Genomic DNA, 25,508 nt, shown 5'->3' with positions numbered 1-25,508 from the left:
GCGGCGGCGCGGGATTGGTCAGAGAAGTCGGGATTGAGCAATAATCGCCTCGGGCGGTGGGGGTGCGGGGCCGCTGGATCGATCTTGCCGAAAGGAGGTGCTGGTGGAGTCGCGTCACGGAGCGACAAGATCGCGATTTGTGCACGTCTTCCCAAGCGCCTACTCTCTAGTTCCGACGCGCCCTGCTAGCACAGCCGGCAATCTCGGTCGCCAGCGGGAGTCCATAAGCGGCCGACCAGCGGAGTTGGCCGAGGAACGCACCGCACGGAGTCTCATGAGTCAGCATCGTCACCCAGGCGCGTCCGGCCGCGCCGGTGCCGTACCGGTGCTCCCGGACCTACCCGAGGCCACCGTCGCTCGGCTCCCGGAGTACCTGCGCGCGCTGCACAACCTCGCCGACGCCGGGCACGAGACGGTCTCCAGCGAGGGCCTCTCCGCCGCCGCCGGGGTCAACTCCGCCAAGCTCCGCAAGGACCTCTCACACCTCGGCTCGTACGGCACCCGGGGCGTCGGCTACGACGTCGCGCTGCTGATCGAGCAGATCGAGTACGTGCTCGGGCTCACCCAACGCCGGGCGGTCGCCCTGGTCGGCGTGGGTAATCTCGGTCACGCTCTGGCCGGCTACGACGGCTTCGCGGGCCGGGGCTTCCGGATCGCCGCGCTGCTCGACGCCGACCCCTCCCGGGTGGGTGAAGAGATCAACGGCCTGGTTGTACGGCATGTCGACGAGCTTCCGGCGGTCGCCGAGGCCGAATCCATCGCGATCGGCGTGATCGCCACCCCGGCCGCCGCGGCCCAGCGGGTCGCCGATCAGCTGGTCGCGGTCGGCGTGACGAGCATCCTCAACTTCGCACCGTGCGTACTCTCGGTTCCGGAGGGGGTCGACGTGCGCAAGGTCGACCTCGCCATCGAGCTGCAGATTCTGTCCTTCCACGAGCACCGCAAGGCGTCGCTCACGGCGCTGCCCGCCACCGGCGGGTCCGGCCTGACCGCCCTGCCCGGCGGGCTCGCGGCCACCGACACCCAGGAGGCGATCGGCACGTGAAACTGCTCGTCGTCGGCGCGTCCTACCGGACCGCCCCGGTCGCCACGCTGGAGCAGCTGGCTGTGCCCCCCGCCGACCTCACCCGCACCCTGGACCGCCTGGTCGCCCAGCCGTACGTCACCGAGGCCGTGCTCGTCTCCACCTGCAACCGGGTAGAGGTCTACGCCGCCGTGTCCGGTTTCCACGGCGGGCTCGGCGACATCTGCGCCGTCCTGGCCGAGCAGGCCGACTGCACGCCGACGGCGCTCGCGAGTCACCTCTACGTGCACTACGACGCCGCCGCCGTGGACCACGTCTTCCGAGTCGCCAGCGGGCTGGACTCGATGGTGGTCGGCGAGGCGCAGATCCTCGGCCAGCTGCGCGACGCGTACCACTGGGCCACCGGAGCCGACTCGGCCGGCCGCCTGCTGCACGAGCTGATGCAGCAGGCGCTGCGGGTCGGCAAGCGGGCCCACTCCGAGACCGGCATCGACCGGGCCGGCCAGAGCGTCGTCACCGCCGCGCTGGAGCTGGCCGCCGGGCACCTCCAGGGCGACCTCGTCGCCCGCCCGGCCCTGGTGGTCGGGGCCGGCGCGATGGGCTCGCTCGGGGTGGCCACGCTGTCCCGGCTGGGCGCCGGGCCACTCACCGTCACCAACCGGGGCGCCGACCGGGCCGTCCGGCTGGCGGAGTCGTACGGGGCGAACGCCGCGCCGATGACCGAGCTGGCCGACACCCTCTCCACAGTGGACATCGTAGTGGCCGCCACCGCGTCCACCGAACCGGTTCTCACCCGAGCGGTGGTCGGTGCGGCGCTCGCCGAGCGGGACCCGTCCCGAGGGCCGCTGGTCCTGCTCGACCTGGCCGTCCCGCGCGACGTCGAGGAGGGCGTCACCGAGCTGTCCGGCGTCGAAGTGATCGACATCGACCGGATGGCGGCGCTGCTCGCCGACGGTCCGGCCGCGGCGGACGCCGCCGCCGTCGAGCGGATCGTGCTCGGCGAGGTGGAGAGCTTCCTCACCTGGCTGCGCGGCGCCGACGTGGCACCCACCGTGGCCGCGCTGCGCGGTCGGGCCGACGACGTGGTCACCGCCGAGCTGCGCCGGCTGGCCCAGCGCCGCCCCGACCTCGGCGACGACCTGCGGGCCGAGGTGGCCCGGACGGTGCACCGGGTGGTGCAGCGGCTGCTGCACCAGCCCACCGTCAAGGTCCGCCAGTTGGCCGCGGAGCCCGGCGGCGACCAGTACGCGGCGCTGCTGCGCGAGCTGTTCGACCTCCAGGTGCCACAGACCTCGCCGGTGGACACCGTCCCCGACGTGGTGGCCCCCGACCTCGGCGCGGCGTTCACCGGCATCGACCCGATGCTCGGTGCGGACGTCACCGACCCGACTCCACCCACCGGAGGTGCGCGATGACCGCCCCCCTGCGCCTCGGCACCCGCGGCAGCGCTCTGGCGATGGCCCAGTCCGGCCAGGTCGCCGAGGCGCTGACCGCCGCCACCGGCCGCCAGGTCGAACTGGTTGAGGTGGTCACCGCTGGCGACCGCTCCAACGCGCCGGTGCACCGGCTCGGCGTCGGGGTGTTCGTCTCCGCGCTGCGCGACGCGCTGGCCGCCCGGACCATCGACTTCGCGGTGCACTCCTACAAGGATCTGCCCACCGCGGCCGCTGGCGGGCTGCACATCGCGGCGGTGCCGACCCGGCAGGACCCGCGCGACGCGCTGGTCGCCCGGGACGGCCGGACGCTCACCGAGCTGCCGCCCGGTGCCACCGTGGGCACCGGAGCGCTGCGCCGCATCGCCCAGCTGCACGCGCTCGGCCTGCAGCTGGAGGTCACCCCGATCCGCGGCAACGTGGACACCCGCCTGTCGCGGGCGCTCGGCCCGGAGGCCGACCTGGACGCCGTCGTACTGGCCCGGGCCGGGCTCGCCCGGCTCGGCCGGGCCGACGTGATCACCGAGACGCTGGACCCGATGCTGATGCTGCCCGCGCCCGCTCAGGGCGCGCTGGCCGTGGAGTGCCGGGTCGACGACCAGGACCTGGTCGAGCTGCTTGCGGTGCTCGACCACGCACCGTCGCACGCCGCGGTCACCGCGGAGCGCGCGTTGCTGGCCACCCTGGAGGCCGGGTGCAGCGCACCCGTCGCCGCCTATGCCGAACTCGCCGAAGGCGACGCCGGCGATGAGATCTACCTGCGCGGGGCGGTGATCAGCCCGGACGGCACTCGTGACCTCCGGCTGTCCCGCACCGGAACGCCCGCCGACGCGGCGGAGATCGGTAAGGCACTCGCCGCCGAACTCCTCGAACTCGGCGCCGACTCGATCCTCGGCCACGAAGGACGCACCGGCCCGGGGACCCAGCAATTTGGGAGCACAGAATGACCCGCACCCGTAAGCCCGTCGGCCGTATCGCGTTCGTCGGGGCTGGCCCCGGCGACCCGGGCCTGCTGACCCGTCGGGCGCACGACGCCCTGGTCGACGCCGATCAGGTGATCTACGACCGGGGAGTCCCGGAGTCGTTGCTCGCCGTCGTCCGCGCCGAGGCCAGGGACGACGCCGAGTTCACCCCGGCCGAAGGCGTGCCAGGGGATGTCGCGAAGGTGCTGATCTCCGCGGCCCGGTCCGGGTTGAACGCGGTGCACCTGGTCGCCGGCGACCCCTTCGGCCACGACTCGGTGGTCAAGGAGGTGCAGGCGGTGGCCCGTACCGCCGCCCACTTCGAGGTGGTGCCCGGCGTCGGCCAGGCCGAGGGCGTCGCCACCTACGCGGGTGTCCCGCTGCCGGGCGTGCGTACCGCCGCCGACGTCGAGGACGTCAGCGTGCTGGACTTCGAGGCGCTGGCCGCGGCCGTCGGCCGGGGTTCGCTCGCGCTCGCGGTGGACGCCGGTGACCTCGCCGCCGTCCGGGACGGGCTGCTGTCCGCCGGGGTCGACGGCACCACCGGCGTCGGGGTGACCGGCGACGGCACCGGCGAGACCCAGTACACGACCACGTCGACCGTGGACAGCTTCGTGGCCGCCGCGCTCGGCTTCACCGGCCGGGTGGTGCTCACCGTCGGCGCCGGGGTGGGGCAGCGCGACAAGCTGAGCTGGTGGGAGAACCGCCCGCTGTACGGCTGGAAGGTGCTGGTCCCGCGGACCAAGGAGCAGGCCGGCGTGATGAGTGCCCGGCTGCGCGCGTACGGGGCGATCCCGTGCGAGGTGCCGACCATCGCGGTCGAGCCGCCGCGCACCCCGGCGCAGATGGAGCGGGCGGTCAAGGGCCTGGTCGACGGCCGGTACGCCTGGGTGATCTTCACCTCGGTGAACGCGGTCCGCGCGGTCTGGGAGAAGTTCGCCGAGCACGGGCTGGACGCCCGGCACTTCGGCGGCGTCAAGATCGCCTGCATCGGTGAGGCGACGGCGGACGCGGTCCGCGCGTTCGGCATCCAGCCGGAGCTGATCCCCGCCGGGGAGCAGTCCTCCGAAGGGCTGCTGGCCGAGTTCTCGCCGCACGACGAGATCCTCGACCCGGTGGGCCGGGTGCTGCTGCCGCGCGCCGACATCGCCACCGAGACGCTCGCCGCCGGGCTCACCGAGCGCGGCTGGGAGGTCGACGACGTGACCGCGTACCGGACGGTGCGGGCTGCGCCGCCGCCCGCCGAGATCCGGGACGCGATCAAGTCGGGCGGGTTCGACGCGGTGCTCTTCACCTCGTCCTCCACCGTGCGGAACCTGGTCGGTATCGCCGGGAAGCCGCACGCGCGTACCGTTGTAGCCGTAATTGGGCCCAAGACGGCGGAGACCGCGACGGAGTTCGGCCTGCGGGTCGACGTCCAGCCGCCGCACGCCTCGGTGCCCGACCTGGTGGAGGCGCTCGCCGCCTACGCCGTCGAGCTGCGCGAGAAGCTCGCCGCCATGCCGGCCAAGCAGCGTCGCGGCTCGAAGGTGCAGGGGCCGACCGCGTTGCGCTTCCGGTAGTCGTCCGAGGAGGACCTCCCATGCCGTACCCCGAGATCCGGCCCCGCCGGCTGCGCCGCACCCCGGCGGTGCGGCGGCTGGTGTCCGAGACGCAGGTCGACCCGGCCCAGCTGGTCGTGCCGATGTTCGTCAAGGAGGGGCTGACCGAGCCGCGGGCCATCGCGTCGCTCCCGGGGGTGCTCCAGCACTCCCGGGACTCGCTGCGCAAGGCGGCGGTCGAGGCGGTCCAGGCCGGCGTCGGCGGGATCATGCTCTTCGGGGTGCCGGCCCAGCGGGACCCGTCCGGGTCCGGCGGTATCGACCCGGACGGCATCCTGAACGTCGCCATCCGTGACGTCGTGGCCGAGGTTGGCGACGCCACGGTGGTGATGAGCGACCTGTGCCTGGACGAGTTCACCTCGCACGGGCACTGTGGTCTGCTCACCCCGAGCGGCGACGTGGACAACGACGCCACGCTGGAGGCGTACGCCGAGATGGCGGTGGCCCAGGCCGCCGCCGGGGTCCACGTGGTCGGGCCCTCCGGGATGATGGACGGCCAGGTCGGCGTGGTCCGCCGAGCGCTCGACGCGGCCGGGCACCAGGACGTGGCCGTGCTGGCCTACGCCGTGAAGTACGCCTCGGCCTTCTACGGCCCGTTCCGGGACGCGGTGGAGTCGGCGCTGGAGGGCGACCGGCGTACCTACCAGCAGGACCCGGCCAACCTGCGCGAGTCGCTGCGTGAGGTGGCGTTGGACGTCGCCGAGGGCGCCGACATGGTGATGGTCAAGCCGGCGCTGCCGTACCTCGACGTGGTGTCGGCGGTGCGGGCCGCGGTGGACGTCCCGGTCGCCGCCTACCAGGTGTCCGGCGAGTACGCGATGGTCGAGGCGGCCGCCGCGAACGGCTGGATCGACCGGGAGCGGGTGATGCTGGAGACGCTCACCTCGATCCGGCGGGCCGGCGCGCAGATCATCCTCACCTACTGGGCGGTCGAGGCCGCCGGTCTGCTCCGCCAGCGGTACTGACCGGTTCGTTCACCGCCACCTCGGGTTCCGCCGGGGCGGCGCCTGCCTCCGCGCTGGGAGGGGCGGCCGGAAGTCGCCGGCTGGTCAGCCAGGCGAGCGCCAACAGCACGGCGGACACCGCCAGCGCGAGCCGAGTGGCCTGCGCCAGCTCCGGTGCGAAACCGGCACGGGTGAGCGGGTCGAGCCGGGTGGCGGCCGCTATGCCTCCGCCGCCCAGGCCCGACGCGAATCGATCGGCCATCCAGGACAGGGCTGCGGCGATCAGCGCTGTGCCGACGGCGACCGAGGTGTGCGACACCGTGGTGAGCAGCGTGGAGCCGGACGGCAGGTCGTCGGGCGGCAGCGAACGGCTGGCCGCGGTCATCGTCGGCATCAGCGTCGCGCCCATACCCAGGCCGATGACCGCGCCCAGCGCGGCGAGCAGCGGGTACGACGTGTCCGCATCGAGCACCAGCACGCGGGCGATCGTGCCCGCCAGCGCGGTCGCGATGCCGAGCCCGACCACCCGCCGGGCGGAGACCCGGTCGACCAGCCGGGTGGCCACCTGAAGCATCAACCCGGTGGTCAGCGCCTGCGGGATGCCGATCACACCGGCCAGGGTGGCGGAGTCCCCGCGTACCACCTGCACGTACGCCGGGATGATCAGGAACGAGCCGAAGTATCCGGCGGCGAAGAACGCCACCGTCGCGGCGCCACCGGCCATCCCGGGCGCGCGCAGCACGGCCAGGCGCAGCAGTGGCTGCCGTACCCTGCCTGCCCGCCAGGCGAAGGCGGCCACCAGGGCGGCACCGAGCGTGAGCGGCAGCAGCACGGACGCGGTGACGACTCCGCCCCTGTCGCCGGTGACGCTGAGCCCGAACACGGCCAACGCCAGGCCGGGGCAGAGCAGCAGCAGCCCGACGACGTTCAGCCGGACCCGTGGTCGTCGCGGGTCGGCGGCCGGCAGCACCGACCGGCCGAGCAGCACCGCCAGCAGCCCCACCGGCAGGTTGATCCAGAAGATCCACCGCCAGGATGCGTGGTCGAGCAGCAGCCCACCGAGCACCGGCCCGATCAGTGGCCCGACCAGGACGGGCAGACCGAGCAGGCTCATCATCCGGCCGCGCCGGTGCGGAGGCACCGCAGCCAGCGCAACCGCCATCCCGACCGGGTTGAGCAGTCCACCGCCCAGCCCCTGGAGGACCCGGAACGCGATCAGCGACCCGACGTCCCAGGCGGCCCCGGCCAGCACCGAGCCCAGGGTGAACAGCAGTAGCGCGGTCAGGTAGGTGCGGCGGGCACCGAAGCGCCCGATCGCCCAGGCCGCGGTGGGCATCACCGCGACCAGGGCGAGCGCGTAGCCGCTGGTGACCCACCCGATCGTGGTCAGGTTCGTGTCCAGGTCGTCGACCAGCCTCGGCAGAGCCACCACCGTGACGGTGGTGTCGATCACCGCGAGCAGACCGCCCAGGGTCAGGTACCAGCCGAGCCGGCGAGCGGAAGCGTCCACGTCGGCGGCCTCACGGCCGGGCCCGGCGGGCCTCGGCCCACCAGGACAGCTCGTTCAGCGTTGTCATGCCGCAGACGCTAGGACTTGAACCAATGATGAAGTCAACGGTGGCGGGAAAGTGCCTACGGCTCAGGGCAACTGCCCCAACCGATCGACGACGGCCATCCGGGTGACGGCGGTACTCGTGTAGAGCGACTCCTTCATTGGCTCGGCGGGGGCGCCACGTTACATCCGCGAGCGGTACGGAAACGGCCCGCCGCCCCGGGCAGGTACCCGGGGCGGCGGGCCGTCGTCGGCCTGATCCAGGATCAGTCGTCGTTGATGATGCTGCCGACCGCCAGCGGGTCGCTCAGTCGCAACCCGGGCACGCCCGCCACCAGCAGCGTCAGCTTCTCGTCCGACTCCCGCTTCCGGTCACCGCGCACGGTCACCGGGAAGGTCAGCGAGGTCTGCCCGGCGGCCAGGGTCCGGCAGCCGACGTACGGGTCGAAGTCCGAGCCGGCCTGCGCCGCGAGACCAACGGTGGCGGCGCAGAGCAGCACCGGCTGGGACAGCGGCCGGGACACGGTGGCGGTGAAGGCGAGCTGCCGAGTGCCCTGGTTGCCCTCGACCACCGTCGCGTCGGCGACGGTCAGCGACGCCCGGGACCGGAACCGGGCCACCTGCGGGTCGTGGTCGCTGGAACCGCGCGACCCGTCGCCGGTGAACTCCGCAGGCCAGTCGGCGTTGATGTGCGCCGCCCGCACCTGCACCAGGTCGCCGTAGAGCGCGTCGTTGACGAACAGGTGGTCGAGCGTCTGCGCCTGCCCCTCGAAGCTGTACGAGTAGGCGGAGGCCGGCACGTCCGCGACCAGGTTGTCCCACAGGTTGTGCAGGCCCGCCTCGTAGAGCGGGGCGAGCTGGTCCGACGGGGTGGGCTGGCTGCCGGTGGCGATCGGGTCGTCCGGGCGGGGGAAGACGTTCAGGTCCCCGCCGTAGACCACCCGAGCGTTCTGGTCGGCCGCCTCGATCGCGGTGACGATCGCCGCGCCGTACGCCGCCTGCTCCCGACGCTGCCCGATCCGGCTGTCCGGGCCGGACGAGTAGTGGTTGCTGAGCGCGTACAGGGTGTACCGCTCGGACGAACCGGGCGTCGCGGCCACGCTGAACTTGCCCAGCTGGGGAGCACGGGTGAAGACGTTGTTGCCGTCCCGGCCGGTGGACGTGTCCACGTCGGACGGCAGCACCGCGTTGAGTGCCTTCGGGTTCTGCACGTCGGCGTTGGCCGGCAGCCCCGGGGCGCGGTACTGGACGGTCGGCGCGGAGCCCAGCAGCGGGTCGCCCGCCGTCGCGGCCGCCAGCGACAACCGGTCGGTGCGGTACAGGAACGCGGCGGTGATACCGCGGGCGTCCGCGCCGGTCCGGTCATAGGCGGCGGTGTACGACGGCCCGCCGGCAGCCGCCACCGCGACCGCCAGCTCCTGGATGCTGTCCGGCGCGCCGTCGGCGTTGTTCGTGTCGCCACAGGCCAGCGCCGCCCCGGACACCGTGCAGATGTCCTGGTCCTCGGCCTCCTGCACCAGGATCAGGTCCGGCGCGTGCAGGTCTTTGACGATCTGGTCGGCGAGCGCCGTGAGGTGCTCGCGGTAGTCCGCCTCGCTGCTCGGCACGTAGTCGAACGGCGGGTCGACGCCCGGGCAGCCGGCGTTACCGGCGAAGTCGCAGCCGTCGAACGGGTCGTCCCGGTAGTCGTACAGGTTCTCCACGTTGTAGGTGGCGACCGCCACCTCCTGCGACCGGTCGGCCGGCTTGGGCGGGTTGTTCTTCGACGGGTCGGCCCCGGCGTCGAACTCCGCCCGCTCGACCTGGACGCCGTACTTCTCGAACGAGTAGTAGACCCCGCCCACCGCGTCCGCGCGCAGCGTGTCGAAGGTGTGTGCCGGCGGGAGCAGCGCGGTGCTGTCCCCGGCGGTGGCCTTCACGCCCATGCTGCCGAGCAGCACCCGCTGGCCGTTGCCGTCGTCGAAGCGGCGGGTCGGGTCGTTGTCCAGAGGGTGGGAGTCCCGGAACACCCGCCGGGCGTACGGGTCGGCGCGGTCCAGCAGCGGGTCGTCCCGGTCGACCACCCACAGCTCCGCGTCGGCGGTGGAGGCGAAGACGTCCCGGCCGCTCACCGCGCCGCTGCCCGCCCGCACCCGCAGCCGGGTGCCCTCCTGTCGCTCCCAGTAGCGCTGCGCGTCGGTCAGTTCGACCGGCGGCGCCGCGTCGGCCACCGCGACTGCGGTGCCCACGTCCAGGCCGGAGGCGATCCGGCGGACCAGCGAGGCGCCGGAGAGCTGGGTGAGGTTGAAGTACTCCGACACTCGGGCGCGGAGCACCACCTCGTCGCCGACCGTCGGGACGTAACCGCCGATCAGCGAGGTGAACGTTCCCATGAACACGAAGATGCCGTCGGAGCTGGTCGGGTCGCCGTCGGTGTCGCCGGTGCGGCTCTGCAGGAAGAACCCGTGCTGCTCCGCCCCGGCCGAGGTGCGGGCCAGGGTCAACTGAGTGATCACGCCGCGTACGTCGTACAGCGTGCTGCTGGTGCCGTTGCCGCTCGCCGGTGCGAGCGGCGACCGGTCGGTCGCGCCGGACTCGGCGTCGGTGGTGGTGCCCTGCACCTCGCCGACGGTCAGCTCCCGGGTCACCTGCACGACCAGGGCGCAGCTGGCGGAGCCGCCGCCCGCGTCGGTCGCGGTGACGGTGACGGTGTACGCCCCGGCGGCGAGGTCGGCGCTCGCACCGATCGTGGCGCGGGCGGTGCCGCCCAGCCCGTCGGCCGGGGTGAGCGCGGTGCGGGCGATCGAGCCGGTGGCCGGGGTCGGGCTGACCTGGGTCACCGCCAGGTCGACGATCGTGTCGTCGGGGTCGGTGGCGGTCACCTCGCGGGTCGCCGCCGTGCCCGCAGCGGTGACCAGCGGCCCGCCGCAGGTCAGCGTGGCCGGCGTGTCGACCGGCCCACCACCGTCCACGGTGTGCGTGCCGAGCCCGTCGAAGGTGTCGACCGGGAAGCCGGCCCACTGCGCCGCGGGGTCGAACGCGTCCGACGGGTCCGTGTCGCCGGCGGTCACCGTGGGCAGCCGACGCAGCGTGTTGTCCGCGGTGCTGGTGGCCCCCGCGCCCCACTCGGTGCCCGGGTCCACGCCCACCTGGCCGATCGAGTCGAGCACAGTGGTGCCCCGGCGCAGCACGAGCGCGTCGTCGCCGTTGAACAGGCTCGCCCCGGTGGTCTGGTCGGCCTGGGCGATGATCGCGGGGCCGGCCGAGGCGCTGGCGAACACGAACGCGTCGCCGGCGGCCACCGTCCCGGTGAGCGCGATGGTGGTGGCCGTGCTGGAGCCGTTGAAGAAGAGCTGGAGCTGGTAGCCGCCGGCGGTGAGGTCGACGGCGGCGTCGGTGCCGTTGAACAACTCGATCGCCTTGTTGTTCGACGAACCTTCGACGTACTCCGAGATGAACAGGTCGGTGGGCGCGGCGCTTGCCGCGGTGGGTGCGACGCCGACTGCCGTGATGGTCACGGCGGCGGTGGCGGTCGCGAGCGCGGCGATTGTGCGGCGCGGGCGCATAGGGCCTCCACGATGGGTGGACGAGTCAACGCACGTTAAGGTGCGCGGCTGTCCACCGTCCATCCCCCATTGGACAGTTTCGTGAATTCCTTCAGCGTGGCGGATCGAGGCGGTGCACCAGCTCAGCGATGTCGACGCTGTATTCGCACCAGTCCCGGTCGGGCCGGTAGCCCAACTCCGCGTTGACCTTGAGCATCGCCTCGTTGGCCTGTGCGTTCCAGGTCTGCACCTCGGCCAGCTCCGCCTCGGCGGAGCGCAGCTCCAGCAGCATCCGGGCCTTGATCGCCCGGTCGATGCCGTAGCCGCGGTGGTCCTGCGCCACGATCGTGTCGTACTGGTCGGCGCGGGTCGGGTGCTGTGCCGGCACCACCACCTCGGTCAGGCCGGCCACCTCACCGCTCTGCTCGTGCCGGGCCAGCACGATGTACGGCTTCATGCCACGCCGGTGCAGGGTGGCCAGGCTGTCCCGCAGCCGCTGCGGGTCGTAGGAGCTGGGCCGCAGCTCACCGTCGTCGACGTCGCGCACCTCGGCCTTGGCCCGCGCGTACGCCTCGATCAGGTCGTCCGGCGGCCCGCCGGGGAAGAACTCCAGGTGGTAGCCCGCTCCGATGCCGGTGGCCATCTCGGCCAGCTCGGCCCAGTCGACCGTGGCCAGGTCGAGCACGCTGCGCGTCTCCACGTACTCACGGGTGAAGCCGAGTGCCTCGTAGAAGGCCACCGCCGGCGTGTCGCCGACCACCTCGACCCCGATCGACCGGAAGCCCTCCTGGTAGACCCGGCGGGCGGCACGCAGCACCAGGTCACGGCCGAGCCCGGCGCGCCGCACGGACGGGTGCACCAGCACCTCGAGCACGCCGATGTCACCGAGGAGCAGCACGTGGACCTGCCCGAGGATCGCGCCCGGCTCACCGGGGACGGTCGACTCGCCCTGGGCGACCCAGGAGATCCGCCGTTCGCCGGGCATCACCTCGGCGAGGTATTCCCGCAGGGAACTCTCCCGCCACGGCGGGTCCTGTGGTAGATCGACCGCCAGGACTGCGTTCAGCGTGTCCACCAGCGACCCGATCTCGGCGGACGACGCGGTCCTGGGGTCCCACTCGCGCACCATCACCCGTCTAGCTTGCCGCTAACCGCTGCCCGGGGGAAGTGTCCAGTTCTACAATGTATGTGAACGATCACTTCACGTGCGGCTGGCCCGTCCGTACCGATTTGCGGTGTCGTAGACGTCCTGGGCGTACCGGCGCACGTCGTTGTACGACAGGATGGCGTTCCACCAGTCGCCCGGGATGCTCAGGTTGCGGCCGCCCTTGCACAGGTAGTTTCCCGCCGCCAGGGCGGCGTCGTCCAGGTCGTGCGGGTCCTTGACCCCGTCGTTGTCCGCGTCCGCGCCGATCTCCTGCCAGGTGGTCGGGATGAACTGCATCGGCCCGATCGCCCGGTCGAAGGTGGCGTCCTTGTCGAGCAGCCCGCGGTCGGTGTCGATGATCCGCATCCGGCCGTCCTGCCCGTCCAGCCGCAGACCGATGATCTGCGGCAGCGCCTTGCCGTCCTGCCCCAGCCTCGCGCCGTTGGCCGAGCCGTGCCCGGACTCGACCTGCCCGATCGCGGCCAGCGTGGTCCAGCTCAGCGCGCAGCTGCGGTTGGTCTGGGCGAGCACCAGCTCGGCATAGCCGTACGCCTGCATCGCCGCTGGTGGGACGCCCACCTTGGCGCCGACCTGCTGCGCCCAGCCGGCCAGGGCGTCCGAGGGCCGCCCACCGGTCACCGGCCCGATGGCCGGACCGGTCGGCAGCCCACCGGTCGGGAGCGGCCCGGTCGGCAGCGGGCCGGTCGGGAACGCGCCGGTGGGGAGCGGGTCGGTGGGCAGGGGTACCCCGCCGGACGGCATGGCCGGCGGAACGTTCGCGGAGGCGTCGACCGCAACCGGCCGGGGGGCGCGGATGGTGGCCGGGACGAGCAGTGCGCCGGCTGCGGCGGTCGCGGCCACCAGGGCGAGCAGGAAGACCCCGGGCAGGGTGAGCCGGCCGCTGGGTCGGCGCGCCCAGGCGCGGGTCGCCCGGGCTGCGGTCGCCGCCGCCTGGCGCGGCGGCATGCGGACCGCGTGCGCGAACGGCATCCGTCGCCGCCGGCCGGTGCCGGACGTCGGCGCGCTGGCGCTCGCAGTGGCCGTGGCCGTGGCGGTGGCAGTGGTGCTGGCGGTGGTGTCCACGGTGGTCGCCGTCGGGTCCGCCGCGGCGGCGCCGGTCGACGTCGCGGCCTTCGGATCGGCCGGCGTCTCGGCACTCGGCCCGGCCGGGGAAACCGCGGTCGATTCGGTGGCCGGGGTCAGCGCTGTTGTGTCGGTGGCAGGAGGCTCGGTCTTCGGGGCCTCGGCGGCAGGAGGTTCGGTCTTGGGTGTCTCGGCGGCGGGCGGTTCGGTCTGCGGGGCCTCGGCGGCGGGGGTTTCCGTCTTCGGGACCTCGGCGGCGGTGGCCGCTGGCGGCGTGGGGGTGTCTGCGGCCCGGCCACTCAGCCAGGGGCGACGGGGGCGGGGCACGGCTCGTGGCACCGGATCCGGCGCGGCTCCCGACCCTTCGAGCGGGCCGTCGAGCGGCGCTGCCGGCCGTAGCGGTCGTACACGCGTCTGGTCCTCGCCGTCCACCACCCGTCGAGTATCACCCATGCCCCGCCGGGAGTCAGGCCCACGTACCCTGGGTTCCATGCCCAGGTACGAGTTCCGCTGCCGCGCCTGCGGCGACACCTTCGAGGTCAACCGTCCAATGGCGGCGGCCGGTGCGCCGGCCGCCTGCCCGCAGGGACACGCCGACACGGTCAAGTTGCTTTCCGCGGTCGCGGTGACCGGCCGGGGCGCGGGCGGCCCGGGCGGCGGCACCGCGGCTCCCGCCGGGGGCGGCTGTTGCGGCGGCGCCTGCGGCTGCTGATCCGGTCGATTCACGGCCGCCTGGTGGGCCACCCTTGCCGGGAGCGGGTCCGAGTGGCACCTTGAGGCGGCACCTGCCCGGCCGTTCTCACGATGCGTGACCGGTCGGATTCAGGCAGCATGAACCCGACGTCACGGGCGGAGGTTCCACGCATGTCGCCACGGATCCAGCTCCCGAGCGGTTGGGTGACCTTCGTGTTCACCGACATCGAGGGCTCGACCCGGCTGGCCCAGCTGCTCGGCCCGGATTACCGCCCGGTGCTCGCTGAACACCGACGTCTGCTGCGCCGGACGCTGGCCAGCACCGGTGGCGCGGAGCTGTTGACCGAGGGCGACTCGTTCTTCCTGGCCTTCGATGACGCGGCGGCGGCGTTGACTGCCTGTCTGACCGCTCAGCGGGCTCTGGCGAGCCACGACTGGCCCACTGAGGAGTCCGCGCCCCGGGTGCGGATGGGACTGCACACCGGCTACGCCGAGCCACGCGACGGGGAGTACGCCAGCCCCGAGGTGCACCGGGCGGCCCGGGTGGCCGCCGCCGCGCACGGCGGGCAGGTGCTCTGTTCGGCGTCCACCGTCCGCCGGGCCGATCCGCTGCCACCCGGTGCCACCCTGCTCGACCTGGGCCTGCACCGGTTGCGCGGCTTCGACGACCGGGAACGGCTGTTCCAACTGGTCGCGCCCGGTCTGGAGCGGCAGTTCCCGCGGCCCCGTACCGCCGACGCCGTGGCACACAACCTGCCGACCCAGGTGACCTCGTTCGTTGGCCGACAGGCCGAGCGGGCGGAGCTGAGCCGGCTGGTGGAGGAGTACCGGTTGGTCACCGTGCTGGGCGCCGGCGGTGCGGGCAAGACCCGGCTCGCGGTGGAGCTGGCCAGTGGGGTGGTCGAGGCGTACCCGGACGGGGTCTGGTTCGTCGACATCGCCGCGGTGACCGACCCGGGGTTGGTGGCGTTCGCCATGGCCGCGGTGCTGGGGCTGCGACCCGAGCCGGGCCGACCGATGCTGGACACCCTGGTCGAGTACGCCGCCGCCCGCCGGATGCTGGTCGTGCTGGACACCTGCGACACCCAGCCGGCGGCCTGCGCGGAGGTCATCTCGCGGTTGCTCTCCGGTGGGCACGGCGTGCGGGTGCTGGCCACCAGCCGGGAGTCGTTCAGCCTGCCTGGCGAGGTGGTGTGGCGGATCCCGCCGCTCTCGGTCGAACCGAGCCCGGACGGCGCGGAGAGCGACGCTGTGGCGCTGTTGCTGGACCGTACGACGGCGGCGCGCGGTGGCCGGCAGCCGGACCCCGCTGAGTCGGCTGATCTGCGCCGGGTGGTGCAGCGGCTGGACGGGCTGCCGCTCGCCATCGAGCTTGCCGCCGCGCGGCTGCGGGTGCTCTCCGTCGGCCAGCTCGCCGAGCGGCTGGACGACATGCTCGGCACGCTGGACGCCGGCCGGGAGGACCCGGAGCCACCGCCGGTGGAGCGCGGCTGGTCGGGCAACCAGCAGGACACGGTGGACCTGGTGGCCGCGGCGGTCGGGGTGCCGCCGCCCAGCCCGGCGAGCAGGGCGGTGCAACGCTCGGCCACCGAGCGGCACCTGACCATGCAGGCCACCGTCACCTGGTCGTACCGGACGTTGGGGCCCCGGGCCGCCCGGCTGCTGCGCTGGCTGGCGGTTTTCGCCGGGCCGGTGGACCTGGCGACAGTGGAGTGGCTGCTGGGGGATGACCCGCTGGATCCGCTCTCGGTGCTGGTGGACAAGTCGATGGTGCTGGCCGAGCCTCGTGCCGCCGGCAGCACGTACCGAATGCTCGACCCCATCCGGGCGTACGCCGCGCGGCGGCTGGTCGAGGCGGGCGAGGAGCACGCCGCCCGCAACCGCCATGTGGCCTGGTCGGCGCACGCGCTCGAGCGGGCTCGCCTGGGCCCGGACGGCGGGCCGGTGACGCTGTCGCTGTACGCGCTCGACCCACTGGCCGGGGAGCTGCGGGCCGCGTTGCGCTGGTGCGCCACCGGCGGCAGCGCCCGCGCGGGCCTCGGTCTGGCCGGCGGCCTGGACCAGTGGTGGCGCGAGCGTGGGCTGGCCCGGGAGTGTCGGCTCTGGCTGTTCCGGTTGTACGGGCGGATCGCCGAGACCGGCGAGCGGATCCCGGAGGCGGAGCTGGCGGCGGCGTACCACATGCACTCGCTGCACGCCGGCGCGGACGGCGAGTTCGCCGAGGAGCTGCGTTACTCCCAGCGGGCGGAGGCGGCCGCGCGGCAGGCTGGTGACGCCGGGCTGCTGGCCCGGGTGCTCGCCGGGCGGGCCGCGCCGCTGGTCGACATGGGCCAGTTCGTTGAGGCCGAGCGGGTGTGCCGGGAGGTCATCGACTGGGCGCACGGGCAGGACGTGGTCGGCGAGGCGCTGTTCGCGGTGTTCAGCCTGGCCGAGCTGCTCTGGCGGCGGGGCGCGCTGGAGGAGGCGGCGGACCTGTTGGGGGCGGTTCGTCCGGTGGAGGCGGCCCGGCCGGTGGAGCGGGGTCGGCGGTCGGTGGACATGCTGCTCGGCGTGGTGGCGCTGGCGCGGGGCGACGTGATCGCCGCGCACGAGCACCTGCTGGTGGCGCTGCGATCCCGGATGGGTCACGGCTACCACGGCCGGGCGTGCGACACGCTGAACGCGATCGCGGTGCGCTGCGCGGATGGCGGGGACGGGCTGACTGCGGCCCGGTTGTTCGGGGCGGCGCAGGCCACCCGGGCCAGCATGCGAGCCACGCCGGGCATCTACGGCGGCTACTGGGCCGACGAGCAGGCGAAGCTGCGTGAGGTGCTGGGCGACGCGGCCTTCGACGACGCGTACGGCGAAGGCGCCGAGCTGGGGTTGGACGAGGCGGCGGCGCTGGCGCTGGACGTGGAACACCCGGACCTGGCGGCGGATTCGACCCGGTTCAGCACCGGGCTGTCCCAACCTGCACCGCGTCGTCTCGCCGACCCGGACCGGCACCCGGCCACCCGGACCGAGCGGGCCTGAGCGGTTGGGCGTGGGCCGCGCCGCCGGGAGGTCCCCAGCGACGCGACCCTCCGTCGGGTGCCGGTGTCAGGCGCGTACGCCTGCGCGGCGCTCGGCGTCGGCCTTCATCCGGGCGGCCCGGTCGATGTCGGCCTGCTGCACGGCCGCCACCGAACCGAAAATGCTGACCGCCTGGTAGTAGGTCCAGGCCAGGCTGTTGCAGGCCGGCCGGACGATCGCGTTGTAGGTGGCGCAGACGCGCTTCAGGTCCTGGTAGAAGGCGCTGTCCAGACGGGACTTGTTGGCCGAGAACTGGCCGACGGCCTTGTAGTTGCGGTAGCCGAAGTCGTGCCGGTAGCAGCCGAGGTTGAAGGTGAACCCGAGGGGGTTGTCCGGGCTCGACGAGCAGTAGTCGGTGGACCAGTCGAAGGCGTACTCGGCCCAGGGTGCCCGGTTGGTCCGGGCGTTGTTCCAGGAGTTGTAGCTGGAGGCGCTGGTCTGGGTCCAGCTGGAGAGCACGGAGAGCCGCTGTTGGGGGGTGACGGCGGCGGCGGGGGAGGCGACGGCGAGGGTGGCGAGCAGCGCGAGCGCGCCCGAGGCGATCAGGGTGGCGAGACGTCGGGGCACGGGTTACCTCCGCGGGGGTGAGCGGGTGGGACGGAAGTTACCGGCGGGTTACCGGATGGCGATCAGTCTCGATTAACTGATCAACTTGTCGGTATATGTCGCGCCACCTATTGGTGACATACGTTGAAACAGACGAATGCCCCGGGTGCGCGGTGGCACCCGGGGCATCCGGCAAGGGTCGTACGGGTCAGCGCAGAACGAAGGCCGGCGGGCTGACCGGGCTCTCGTTGGCCGACCGGTCCAGCGCGGTCACCTGGTAGGTGTACCGCTGGCCGGCCTCCGCCGAGGTGTCCACCCAGGACTGCTTTCCACCAGGCTTCGCCCGGACCGTGTCGACCAGGTGCGCGGCGTCCGCGGTGCCGCACCGACCGGGCAGCGTGGTGCCGTCGAACCGGTAGATCGCGTACGAGGTGGCGGTGCCGAACGGTCCGACGCCGTCGGCCGGTTGGTGCCAGGTCAGCCGAACCCCGTCGGCCTCCCGGGTGGCCTTGGTGACCACCGGGAAGAGCAGGGGCTTGGCCGGCAGGTGCGACATGGCTGGCACCAGCGCCGGGCGGGAGTAGTGCTCGGCGGCGTAGATGTCCGTGGCGCCGAGCCGGTTGGCCCGCACCTGGACGGCGGAGAAGTGCACGTTGCCCTGCACCTCCGGGTACGCCCGGTTGAGCGTCAGGTGGTCGGACAGCTCGCTCGGGTTCTGCCAGAACGGCCCGAACGCCGGGTCGCCGCTCTTGTAGTCGGCCTGGCCGATGTAGAGCTGCACGCGGGTGCCACGCACCGTCTCGGCCCACCACGGGACCAGCCGGGCGTAGTCGGCCGCCGGGTACTGGCCGATGTACCAGTAGAGCTGCGGCACCACGTAGTCGATCCACTCCTCCTTGACCCACTTACGGGTGTCGGCGGAGATGATGTCGTACGACTGACTGCCGGTGGTGTCCGAGCCGAGCGGGTCGGCGGCCTTGTTGCGCCAGATGCCGAACGGGCTGACCCCGAACTTCACCCACGGCTTCGCCGCCTTGATCTTGCCGTTCATCTCCTGGACCAGCAGGTTGATGTTGTCCCGCCGCCAGTCGGCCCGGTCCGTGAAGCCCCGGTTGTACGCCGCGAACGTGGCGTCGTCCGGCACCTGGTGGGTGCCGCTCGGGTACGGGTAGAAGTAGTCGTCGAAGTGCACGCCGTCGATGTCGTACCGCTTGACCGCGTCCATCATCGCGGTCTGTACGAACTCGCGGACCTCCGGAATGCCGGGGTTGTAGTAGAGGCGGCTGCCGGCCACCCCGGCCGGTGGATAGGCGAAGGTCCAGTCCGGGTGCTGCCGGGCCGGGTGGTCGGGGGCGAGCTGGTTGATGTCGGCGCCGGCGCCACCGGGGGCCGGCATGGAGACCCGGTACGGGTTGAACCAGGCGTGGAACTCCAGGTTGCGCTTGTGCGCCTCGTCGACCAGGAAGGCCAGCGGGTCCCAGCCCGGGTCCTGGCCGCGTACGCCGGTCAGGAACTCCGACCAGGGCTCGTGCGGCGAGGGCCAGAGCGCGTCCGCGGTCGGCCGGACCTGCACCACGACGGCGTTGTGGTTGAGTCGTTCGGCGAGATCGAGCAGGCCGCGGTACTCGGCCTGCTGGGCGGCGATCCGGTCCGGGTCGGTCTGGGACGCCTTGCTGGGCCAGTCGATGTTGACCACCGAAGAAATCCACATGGCCCGGAACTGCCGCTTGGGGGTGGCCGGGTCGGTGGTGCAGGTGGCTGAGGTGGTGGCGGTGTCGGCGCCGGGCGCGGCGCTGGCGGGGGTGGCGGCGACGAGCGTGCCGAGCAGGGCTGCGACCAGCCCGGCGGCTCCGAGCCGAGTTGCCTTCATGCGGTGTGTCCCTTCGTTGGGGCTCCCGGGTGTTCAGCGCGGCACTTCCGGCAAGATTCGCCGCAGGCTATCTGCCGCTGGAAGGAAATTTTCACACTCGGGTCGTTACCGCAAGAGTTCGCACCCGGTCGATTCGATGGAGGCCAGCTCAGGCGGTTGACAGTTCTCGCCGCTGGGTGGCAAAACCGGTCGTCGACAGCTGATCCGGGATGTGCGGAAGGGCCCCTTGCGATCGCAAGGGGCCCTTCCTTCCACGTCAGGGGCGGGGCTGGGGTTCGCCCGTCGGGCCCTTGACGACCGGCTTGCCGTCGGCCCAGGTCACCTCGTCGAGCCAGACCTGGCGGCCCGGGTCGGTGCTGCCCTCCTGGCCGGGCGGCCAGGCGTGGTACAGCAGCCAGGTCCGGCCGTCCTTGACCACCATCGAGGCGTGGCCGGGGCCGGAGGCAACCTCGTTGGTCTTCAGAATCGGGTTCTCGGCGGCCTTCACGCACGGACCGCTCGGGCTCTCGCAGACCGCGTAGCCCTCGGCGTACTCGGCCCGGTCGTAGGCGTTGGCGGCGAAGAAGAGATGCAGCCGACCGTCCTGGCGGTGGAAGAACGGCCCCTCGATCAGGGTGCCCTCCCACGGCTCGGTCTGCTTGAGCAGCTTCGTCGGCTCACCGAGAAGGGTCAGGCCGTCCTCGGCGAGGCGCTGGGACCAGAGCCAGGTGTCCACCCCGATCGCGTTGCCGTCGTTCTTCCACAGCAGCCAGAGGCTGCCGTCGGTGTCCCGGAACGGGCTGGCGTCGATCGCCCCGCCCAGTTCGGCCTGGCAGATCAGCGGGCCGGTCGAGTCGTCCCGGTACGGCCCCTGCGGCGCGCTGGCCACCGCCCGCCCGACGCACTGCCGCCCGGACTCCCGGCCCGCGACGGTGTAGTAGAGCAGGAACTTCTCCGGTGCCAGCTGGATCGCCTCCGGGGCCCAGGTCCTGCCGGCGTCGGCCCAGTCCGGCAGCGCCGGCAGGGCGTCCCCGGCCTCGGTCCAGGCGACCAGGTCGGGGGAGGTGAGCACCGGGACGTTGCGGCCCCCCGAGTTGGTGTGGAACAGGTACCAGGTGTCGCCCACCTGGATCGCGTGCGGATCCGGGGCGTCGGTGCGTACGACCGGGTTGGTGAACATGCTGGGGTCGCTCCCGCTGCTCGTGGGGGTGGGTTCGCTGCCGTCGGCGCAGCCCGCGACGAGCAACGCGGCGGCGATGATCGCCGCCGCGCCGCGTCGCCGGGTGGTTGCCCGGGTCATCCCTTCAGACCGCTGCGGGAGACACCCTGGATGATGTGCCGCTGGGCCAGCACGAAGAGGATCAGCACCGGCAGGCTCGCCAGCACCGCCCCCGCCATGATCACCGGGTAGTCGGTGACGTACGAGCCCTGGAGCAGGCCCAGGCCCGGGGGCAGAGTGAGCTTCTCCGGGCTGAACAGCACGAAGATCGGCCAGAGGAAATCGTTCCAGTTGGTGAGGAACGACAGCACGGCCAGGGTGGCCAGCGCCGGCTTGGACAGCGGCAGTACCACCCGGAAGAAGATCTGCCACTGGTTGGCGCCGTCCAGCGTGGCGGCCTCCTCCAGCTCGTTCGGGAGCGAGAGGAAGAACTGCCGCAGGAAGAAGACGCCGAACGCGCTGGCCGCGCCGGGCACCACCACCACGGCGAGGGTGTCGATCCAGTCGAGCTGGTCGACGATCAGGAAGTTCGGGATGATCAGCGAGGTCGGCGGGATGAACAGCGTCCCGACGATCAGCGCGAAGCTCACCCCGCGCCCTCGGAACCGCAGCCGGGCCAGCGCGTACGCGGCCATCGAGGCGGTCACCAGCACCAGCAGCGAGTGCAGCGTGGCGGCCAGCATGCTGTTGAGGAACCACCGCAGCACCGGGTTCGCCGAGTTGTTGAGGATCTGCTCGTAGCCGTAACCGGCGAGCGGGTTCGGCAGCCAGCTCGGCGGGATCTGCTGGGCGGCGGTGTACGTCTTCAGCGAGGTGATGACCATCCACACCAGCGGCATCAGGAAGATCAGGGCCAGCGCTACCAGGGTGGCGTAGAGCACGACCCGGCGCAGCGCGGTGGCCGAACCGCGGGTGGTCGGCGTGGGCGTCGTCATGGCGGTCCCCTCAGTCTTCCTTGTAGCGGAAGAGGCGGAAGTTGGCGATGCTCACGACGGCCAGCATCAGGGCGAACACGATGCTCATCGCGGCTGCCCGGCCGGCGTCGTTGTCCCGCAGGCCCTCCTCGACGATGAACCAGACCACGGTGCGCGTCTCCGTGCCGGGTGCTCCCTGGGTGATCAGGAACGACTGGCCGAACATGTTCGCCGAGGCGAGCACGGTCGTGGTGATCACGAACAGCAGCACCGGGCGCAGCCCGGGCAGGGTGACGTTGCGGAACCGCTGCCAGGCGTTGGCGCCATCCATCCGGGCCGCCTCGTACAGCTCCGGCGAGATGTCCTGCAGGCCGGCCAGGTAGATCACCGCGTTGAACCCGGAGGTCCACCAGACGGTCACGCCGACGAGTGAGATCCATGCCCACGGCATGTTGGTCACCCAGGGGGTGTCCGCCGGCAGCCCGACCACGCCGAGGAGCCGGTTGACCAGGCCCAGGTTGGCGTCGAGCAGGAACCGCCAGAGCAGGCCGATCACGGCCACACCCAGCACGTACGGCGCGAAGTAGATCGCCCGGAAGAAGGTCCGGCCCGGGAAGGAGCGGTTCAGCAGCAGCGCCAGCCCGAGCGGTACGACCACGAGCAGCGGCACCGACAGCACCGTGAAGATCGCGGTGGCCCGGACGCTCTCCCACCAGTCGCCGTAGACGGCGGAGTCGCTGGAGAAGAGCTCCTTGTAGTTGTCCAACCCGACGAACGGTCGATTGGGCAGCTGGAAGTCCCACTGGTGCACGCTGAGCCACAGGCCCAGGATGATCGGCAGCAGGCCGAACACCCCGAACAGGATCAGGTAGGGGGCGAGGAACAGATACGGCGTCGCCCGTCCGGTCCGGCCCGCCGAGGCGCCCCGGCGGGGAGTCTTGGCCGCCGAGGGCGGCGCGTCATCGCGCGCCGCCCCGACCTCGATCACGTCCGCCACGGGTTATCAGCTCCCGTACTTCTTGCGGTTGTCCTCGAGCTGCTTGTTGGCCTTGGCCACCCCGTCGTCGAGAGCCTGCTTGGGCGACTTCTTGCCCAGCGCGGCCTCGTTGAAGGAGTTGTAGAAGGTGGTGATGACCTCGCCCAGACCCGGCGCCGCCGGCGGGAAGGCCGCGTACTCCAGCTCGGGGGCGAGCACGGAGATCTCCGGCAGGGCCTTGAACTCGGCGCTCTCGCGGACCGCCTTGCGGGCCGGCACCTGACCGCCCTTGGCCCAGTCCAGCGAGTGCTGGCTCAGCCAGTTGATGAAGACCTTCGACCCGGCGACCTTGTTGGCGTCGGTGGCCCGCTGCTTCACGATGGTGAAGTTGTGCGAGTTGGCCCAGGCCGCCTGCTTGCTGCCGATCTGGGGCAGGGGGGCGACGCCCCACTGCACCTCGGGGCTCTTCTTCAGATCGTTGATCTGCCAGATGCCGTTCCAGGTGAAGGCGTTCTTGCCGCTCTTGAACGCCAGGTACTCGGCGTCCTGGCCGACGTTGGCCGGCGAGTGGCCCTGCTTGATCATGTCGACCAGCCAGGTGCACGCCTCGACCGCCGGGTCGGAGTTGAAGGTGGCCTTGGCCACGTCCGCGTCGAAGAGCGTGCCGCCCCACTGGTTGAGCAGGGAGTAGAAGGTCATGCCGCCGGTGAACTGGAACGGGCTGACCCAGAAGCCCTGGACGCCGGCCTTCTTCAGCTCGACCAGCGCCGCCGTGAAGTCGTCCTTGGTGGTCGGCGGCTTGTTCGGGTCCAGGCCGGCCTTCTGCATGACGGACTTGTTGTAGTAGAAGCCCAGCGGGTGCATGTCCAGCGGGATGCCGTACCGCTTGTTGTTGTAGAGCCCGCCCTTCCACACCGTCGGGGCGAAGTCCCCCTCGGAGAGCTCCAGGTTCTTGGCCACGTCGTCCAGCTCGGTGATCACGCCGCGGGCGGCGAAGGTGGCGAGCTGGTCCATGTGCATGACCGCGATGTCCGGGCCGTTGCCGCTGGAGGCCGCACCGGGGAGCTTGTTGTAGTAGTCCTCCCACTGGTAGGTGGCCACCGAGACGGCGATGTTCTGGTGCTCGGTGTTGAACTGGTTCACCAGCGTCTTGAAGATGTCGCCGTCGCCGCCAGTGAAGCCGTTCCACAGCTTCAGGTCCACCTTGGGACCGGTGTACTCCTTGCCGCCGTTGCCGGCCGCCGGCCCGGAGGTGCTGTCATCGCCGCCGCCGCAGCCGGCGAGGGTCAGCGAGGCCGCGGCACCGAGTCCGAGACCGAGGCCGAGCAGGCGGCGCCGGCTCATGTCGTTCTGGATCATGCTGGTATCTCCTTGGAGGGGGACGGAATGAATTGTGCCTGGTCAAACCCGGTGCGACTTCAGGCGCTGGCCGGGCCGAAGCGCAGCACGCTCCAGGACACGGCGGGCAGGCGCACGGTGCACCGGCCGCCGTCGGGGGTGGGGGTGGGCATTTCCCGGGGCGTCACCCGATCGGGCTCGGCCTCGGTGTTCATCGCCGACGGGTCAGATCCGGCAGCGAGGCTCAGGAAGGACAGACCGGACAGTCCCGGCAGGCCGCGCAGGTCGATCTCCAGGGGGAGATCCTCCTCGCCACGGTTGACCGCGAAGACGGTCAGCTCACCGGTCTCCTCGTCGTGCACGGCGACCGTGTCGAGCACCGGCACGTCCCCGTACTTCTTCGTGTCGTAGCGCGGCGACACCGGCTCGGTGCGCAGCACGGTGCCGCGGGCGTACCGGGCGGTCAGCGCGAACGGGTGGAAGATGCTCTGCCGCCAGGCCGGGCCGCCGTTGCGGGTGCGGATCGGCGCGATCACGTTGGCCAACTGGGCCTGGGCGGCCACCCCGACCCGGTCCGCGTGCCGGAGCAGGGTGATCAGCAGGTCACCGACGACCACCGCGTCGACCGCGGTGAAGTCGTCCTCGATCAGCGCCGGGGCTTCGACCCAGCCGCGCCGGTCCAGGTCGGCCTGGAGTCGGGACTCGTACCAGACGTTCCACTCGTCGAAGGAGATCTTCAGCTTGCGCTTGTGCCGCTGCTTGGCGGCCACGTGGTCGGCGGTCGCGACGACCTCGGTGATGAAGTTGTCCATGTCGACGGCCGAGGCCAGGATGCTGGCCCGGTCACCGTCGGACGGGTCGTAGTAGGTGTGCGCCGAGATGTAGTCGACGTGCTCGTAGGTGTGCTCCAGCACGGTCGCCTCCCACGCGGCGAACGTGGGCATCCGCCGGTTGGAGCTGCCGCAGGCGATCAGGCTGATCGACGGGTCGATCATCTTCATGGCGCGGGCGGCCTCGGCGGCGAGCCGGCCGTACTCGTCGGCGGTCTTGTGGCCGACCTGCCACGGGCCGTCCATCTCGTTGCCCAGGCACCACAGCCGCACCCCGTACGGGTCCTCCGCGCCATGCTTGCGCCGCAGGTCGGACAGCTCGGTGCCGCCTGGGTGGTTGGCATACTCCAGCAGGTCCAGCGCCTCCCGGACGCCGCGGGTGCCGAGGTTGACCGCCATCATCGGCTCGACACCGGCCTCGGCGGCCCAGGTCATGAACTCGTCCAGCCCGAACGCGTTGGTCTCGATCGTCTTCCAGGCCAGGTCGAGCCGGCGCGGCCGGTCGCCGACCGGGCCCACCCCGTCCTCCCAGCGGTAGCCGGAGACGAAGTTGCCACCCGGGTAGCGCACCACCGAGACGCCCAGCTCCCGGGTGAGCTCCAGCACGTCACGGCGGAGGCCGCGGGAGTCGGCGCTCGGGTGGCCGGGCTCGTAGATTCCGCCGTAGACGCACCGCCCCATGTGCTCGACGAAGGAGCCGAAGAGACGTCGGTCGGCCGGGCCGATCGCGAAGGCCGGGTCGATCGTCAGCTGCGCGGTCCGCAAGGGTGCCACCTTTCCTCATTGCCGGTGCCGGGTGACCGCAGTCACCGCCCACCCGGT

Annotated in this window: 18 protein-coding genes; 7 read left to right on the top strand and 11 right to left on the bottom strand. The window is 72.2% G+C overall.

Translation table 11 applies throughout. The features are described from left to right. Positions 1-274 precede the first annotated feature (274 nt). Genes OG470_RS03685 through hemB form a run of 5 tightly spaced genes read left to right on the top strand, consistent with a single transcriptional unit; the run spans position 275 to position 5,985 of the window. A complete protein-coding gene (locus tag OG470_RS03685; RefSeq protein ID WP_328420751.1) occupies positions 275-1,045 on the top strand; it encodes a redox-sensing transcriptional repressor Rex in 771 nt (256 codons plus the stop codon). Continuing rightward, complete coding sequence (locus OG470_RS03680; RefSeq protein ID WP_328420749.1) at positions 1,042-2,439, top strand: glutamyl-tRNA reductase; 1,398 nt, start codon at positions 1,042-1,044, stop codon at positions 2,437-2,439. The genes OG470_RS03685 and OG470_RS03680 overlap by 4 nt, the downstream gene beginning before the upstream one ends. Then, on the top strand, positions 2,436-3,404 hold the full coding sequence (hemC, locus tag OG470_RS03675) for a hydroxymethylbilane synthase (protein ID WP_328420747.1): 969 nt from the start codon (positions 2,436-2,438) through the stop codon (positions 3,402-3,404). The genes OG470_RS03680 and hemC overlap by 4 nt, the downstream gene beginning before the upstream one ends. After that, complete coding sequence (locus tag OG470_RS03670) at positions 3,401-4,981, top strand: uroporphyrinogen-III synthase (RefSeq protein ID WP_328420745.1); 1,581 nt, start codon at positions 3,401-3,403, stop codon at positions 4,979-4,981. The genes hemC and OG470_RS03670 overlap by 4 nt, the downstream gene beginning before the upstream one ends. Positions 4,982-5,001: 20 nt before the next feature. Beyond that, the gene (gene hemB, locus OG470_RS03665; RefSeq protein WP_328420743.1) at positions 5,002-5,985 is read left to right on the top strand and encodes a porphobilinogen synthase; all 984 of its coding nucleotides are present in this window, start codon (positions 5,002-5,004) and stop codon (positions 5,983-5,985) included. Here hemB and OG470_RS03660 read toward each other — a convergent pair. From OG470_RS03660 to OG470_RS03645, 4 genes are all read right to left on the bottom strand, one after another. Continuing rightward, entirely contained in the window at positions 5,936-7,474 is a 1,539-nt protein-coding gene (locus OG470_RS03660) for a DHA2 family efflux MFS transporter permease subunit (protein WP_328420741.1), read from the bottom strand. The genes hemB and OG470_RS03660 overlap by 50 nt on opposite strands. A 308-nt stretch (positions 7,475-7,782) precedes the next feature. Continuing rightward, a complete protein-coding gene (locus OG470_RS03655; RefSeq protein ID WP_328420739.1) occupies positions 7,783-11,061 on the bottom strand; it encodes a lamin tail domain-containing protein in 3,279 nt (1,092 codons plus the stop codon). A 91-nt stretch (positions 11,062-11,152) separates the two neighbouring features. After that, entirely contained in the window at positions 11,153-12,169 is a 1,017-nt protein-coding gene (locus OG470_RS03650) for a GNAT family N-acetyltransferase (RefSeq protein ID WP_328426117.1), read from the bottom strand. Positions 12,170-12,241: 72 nt separating this feature from the next. Beyond that, the gene (locus OG470_RS03645) at positions 12,242-13,723 is read right to left on the bottom strand and encodes a lytic transglycosylase domain-containing protein (RefSeq protein WP_328420737.1); all 1,482 of its coding nucleotides are present in this window, start codon (positions 13,721-13,723) and stop codon (positions 12,242-12,244) included. Positions 13,724-13,760: 37 nt separating this feature from the next. Between OG470_RS03645 and OG470_RS03640 the strand changes: the two genes are divergently transcribed. Together OG470_RS03640 and OG470_RS03635 are read left to right on the top strand one after the other, a co-directional pair. After that, positions 13,761-13,982 carry an FmdB family zinc ribbon protein gene (locus OG470_RS03640; protein ID WP_328420736.1) on the top strand — a complete coding sequence of 74 codons (222 nt, stop codon included), beginning with the start codon at positions 13,761-13,763 and terminating at the stop codon, positions 13,980-13,982. Between the two features lie 152 nt (positions 13,983-14,134). Next, on the top strand, positions 14,135-16,975 hold the full coding sequence (locus OG470_RS03635; RefSeq protein WP_328420734.1) for an ATP-binding protein: 2,841 nt from the start codon (positions 14,135-14,137) through the stop codon (positions 16,973-16,975). Between the two features lie 66 nt (positions 16,976-17,041). Here the strand turns inward: OG470_RS03635 and OG470_RS03630 are convergent, their stop codons facing one another. From OG470_RS03630 to arfA, 7 genes are all read right to left on the bottom strand, one after another. Next, positions 17,042-17,581 (bottom strand): phospholipase, encoded by a 540-nt coding sequence (locus OG470_RS03630; RefSeq protein WP_328420733.1) that lies wholly within the window; start codon positions 17,579-17,581, stop codon positions 17,042-17,044. Between the two features lie 187 nt (positions 17,582-17,768). Beyond that, entirely contained in the window at positions 17,769-19,430 is a 1,662-nt protein-coding gene (locus OG470_RS03625) for a glycoside hydrolase family 10 protein (protein WP_328420731.1), read from the bottom strand. A 256-nt stretch (positions 19,431-19,686) separates the two neighbouring features. Then, positions 19,687-20,709, bottom strand: coding sequence for a glycoside hydrolase family 43 protein (locus OG470_RS03620; RefSeq protein ID WP_328420729.1), 1,023 nt, complete (start codon positions 20,707-20,709; stop codon positions 19,687-19,689). After that, on the bottom strand, positions 20,706-21,563 hold the full coding sequence (locus OG470_RS03615; protein WP_328420727.1) for a carbohydrate ABC transporter permease: 858 nt from the start codon (positions 21,561-21,563) through the stop codon (positions 20,706-20,708). The genes OG470_RS03620 and OG470_RS03615 overlap by 4 nt, the downstream gene beginning before the upstream one ends. A gap of 10 nt (positions 21,564-21,573) precedes the next feature. Continuing rightward, a complete protein-coding gene (locus OG470_RS03610) occupies positions 21,574-22,539 on the bottom strand; it encodes a carbohydrate ABC transporter permease (RefSeq protein WP_328420725.1) in 966 nt (321 codons plus the stop codon). A 6-nt stretch (positions 22,540-22,545) separates the two neighbouring features. Further along, positions 22,546-23,877, bottom strand: coding sequence for an ABC transporter substrate-binding protein (locus tag OG470_RS03605; RefSeq protein WP_328420723.1), 1,332 nt, complete (start codon positions 23,875-23,877; stop codon positions 22,546-22,548). Positions 23,878-23,936: 59 nt separating this feature from the next. After that, on the bottom strand, positions 23,937-25,451 hold the full coding sequence (gene arfA / locus OG470_RS03600; RefSeq protein WP_328420721.1) for an arabinosylfuranosidase ArfA: 1,515 nt from the start codon (positions 25,449-25,451) through the stop codon (positions 23,937-23,939). Positions 25,452-25,508: the final 57 nt, after the last annotated feature.

This window comes from Micromonospora sp. NBC_00389 (assembly GCF_036059255.1).
Taxonomy (GTDB): domain Bacteria; phylum Actinomycetota; class Actinomycetes; order Mycobacteriales; family Micromonosporaceae; genus Micromonospora.
The sequence above is the reverse complement of the archived record's forward strand: the minus strand, read 5'-3'. Positions and strand labels throughout refer to the sequence as shown.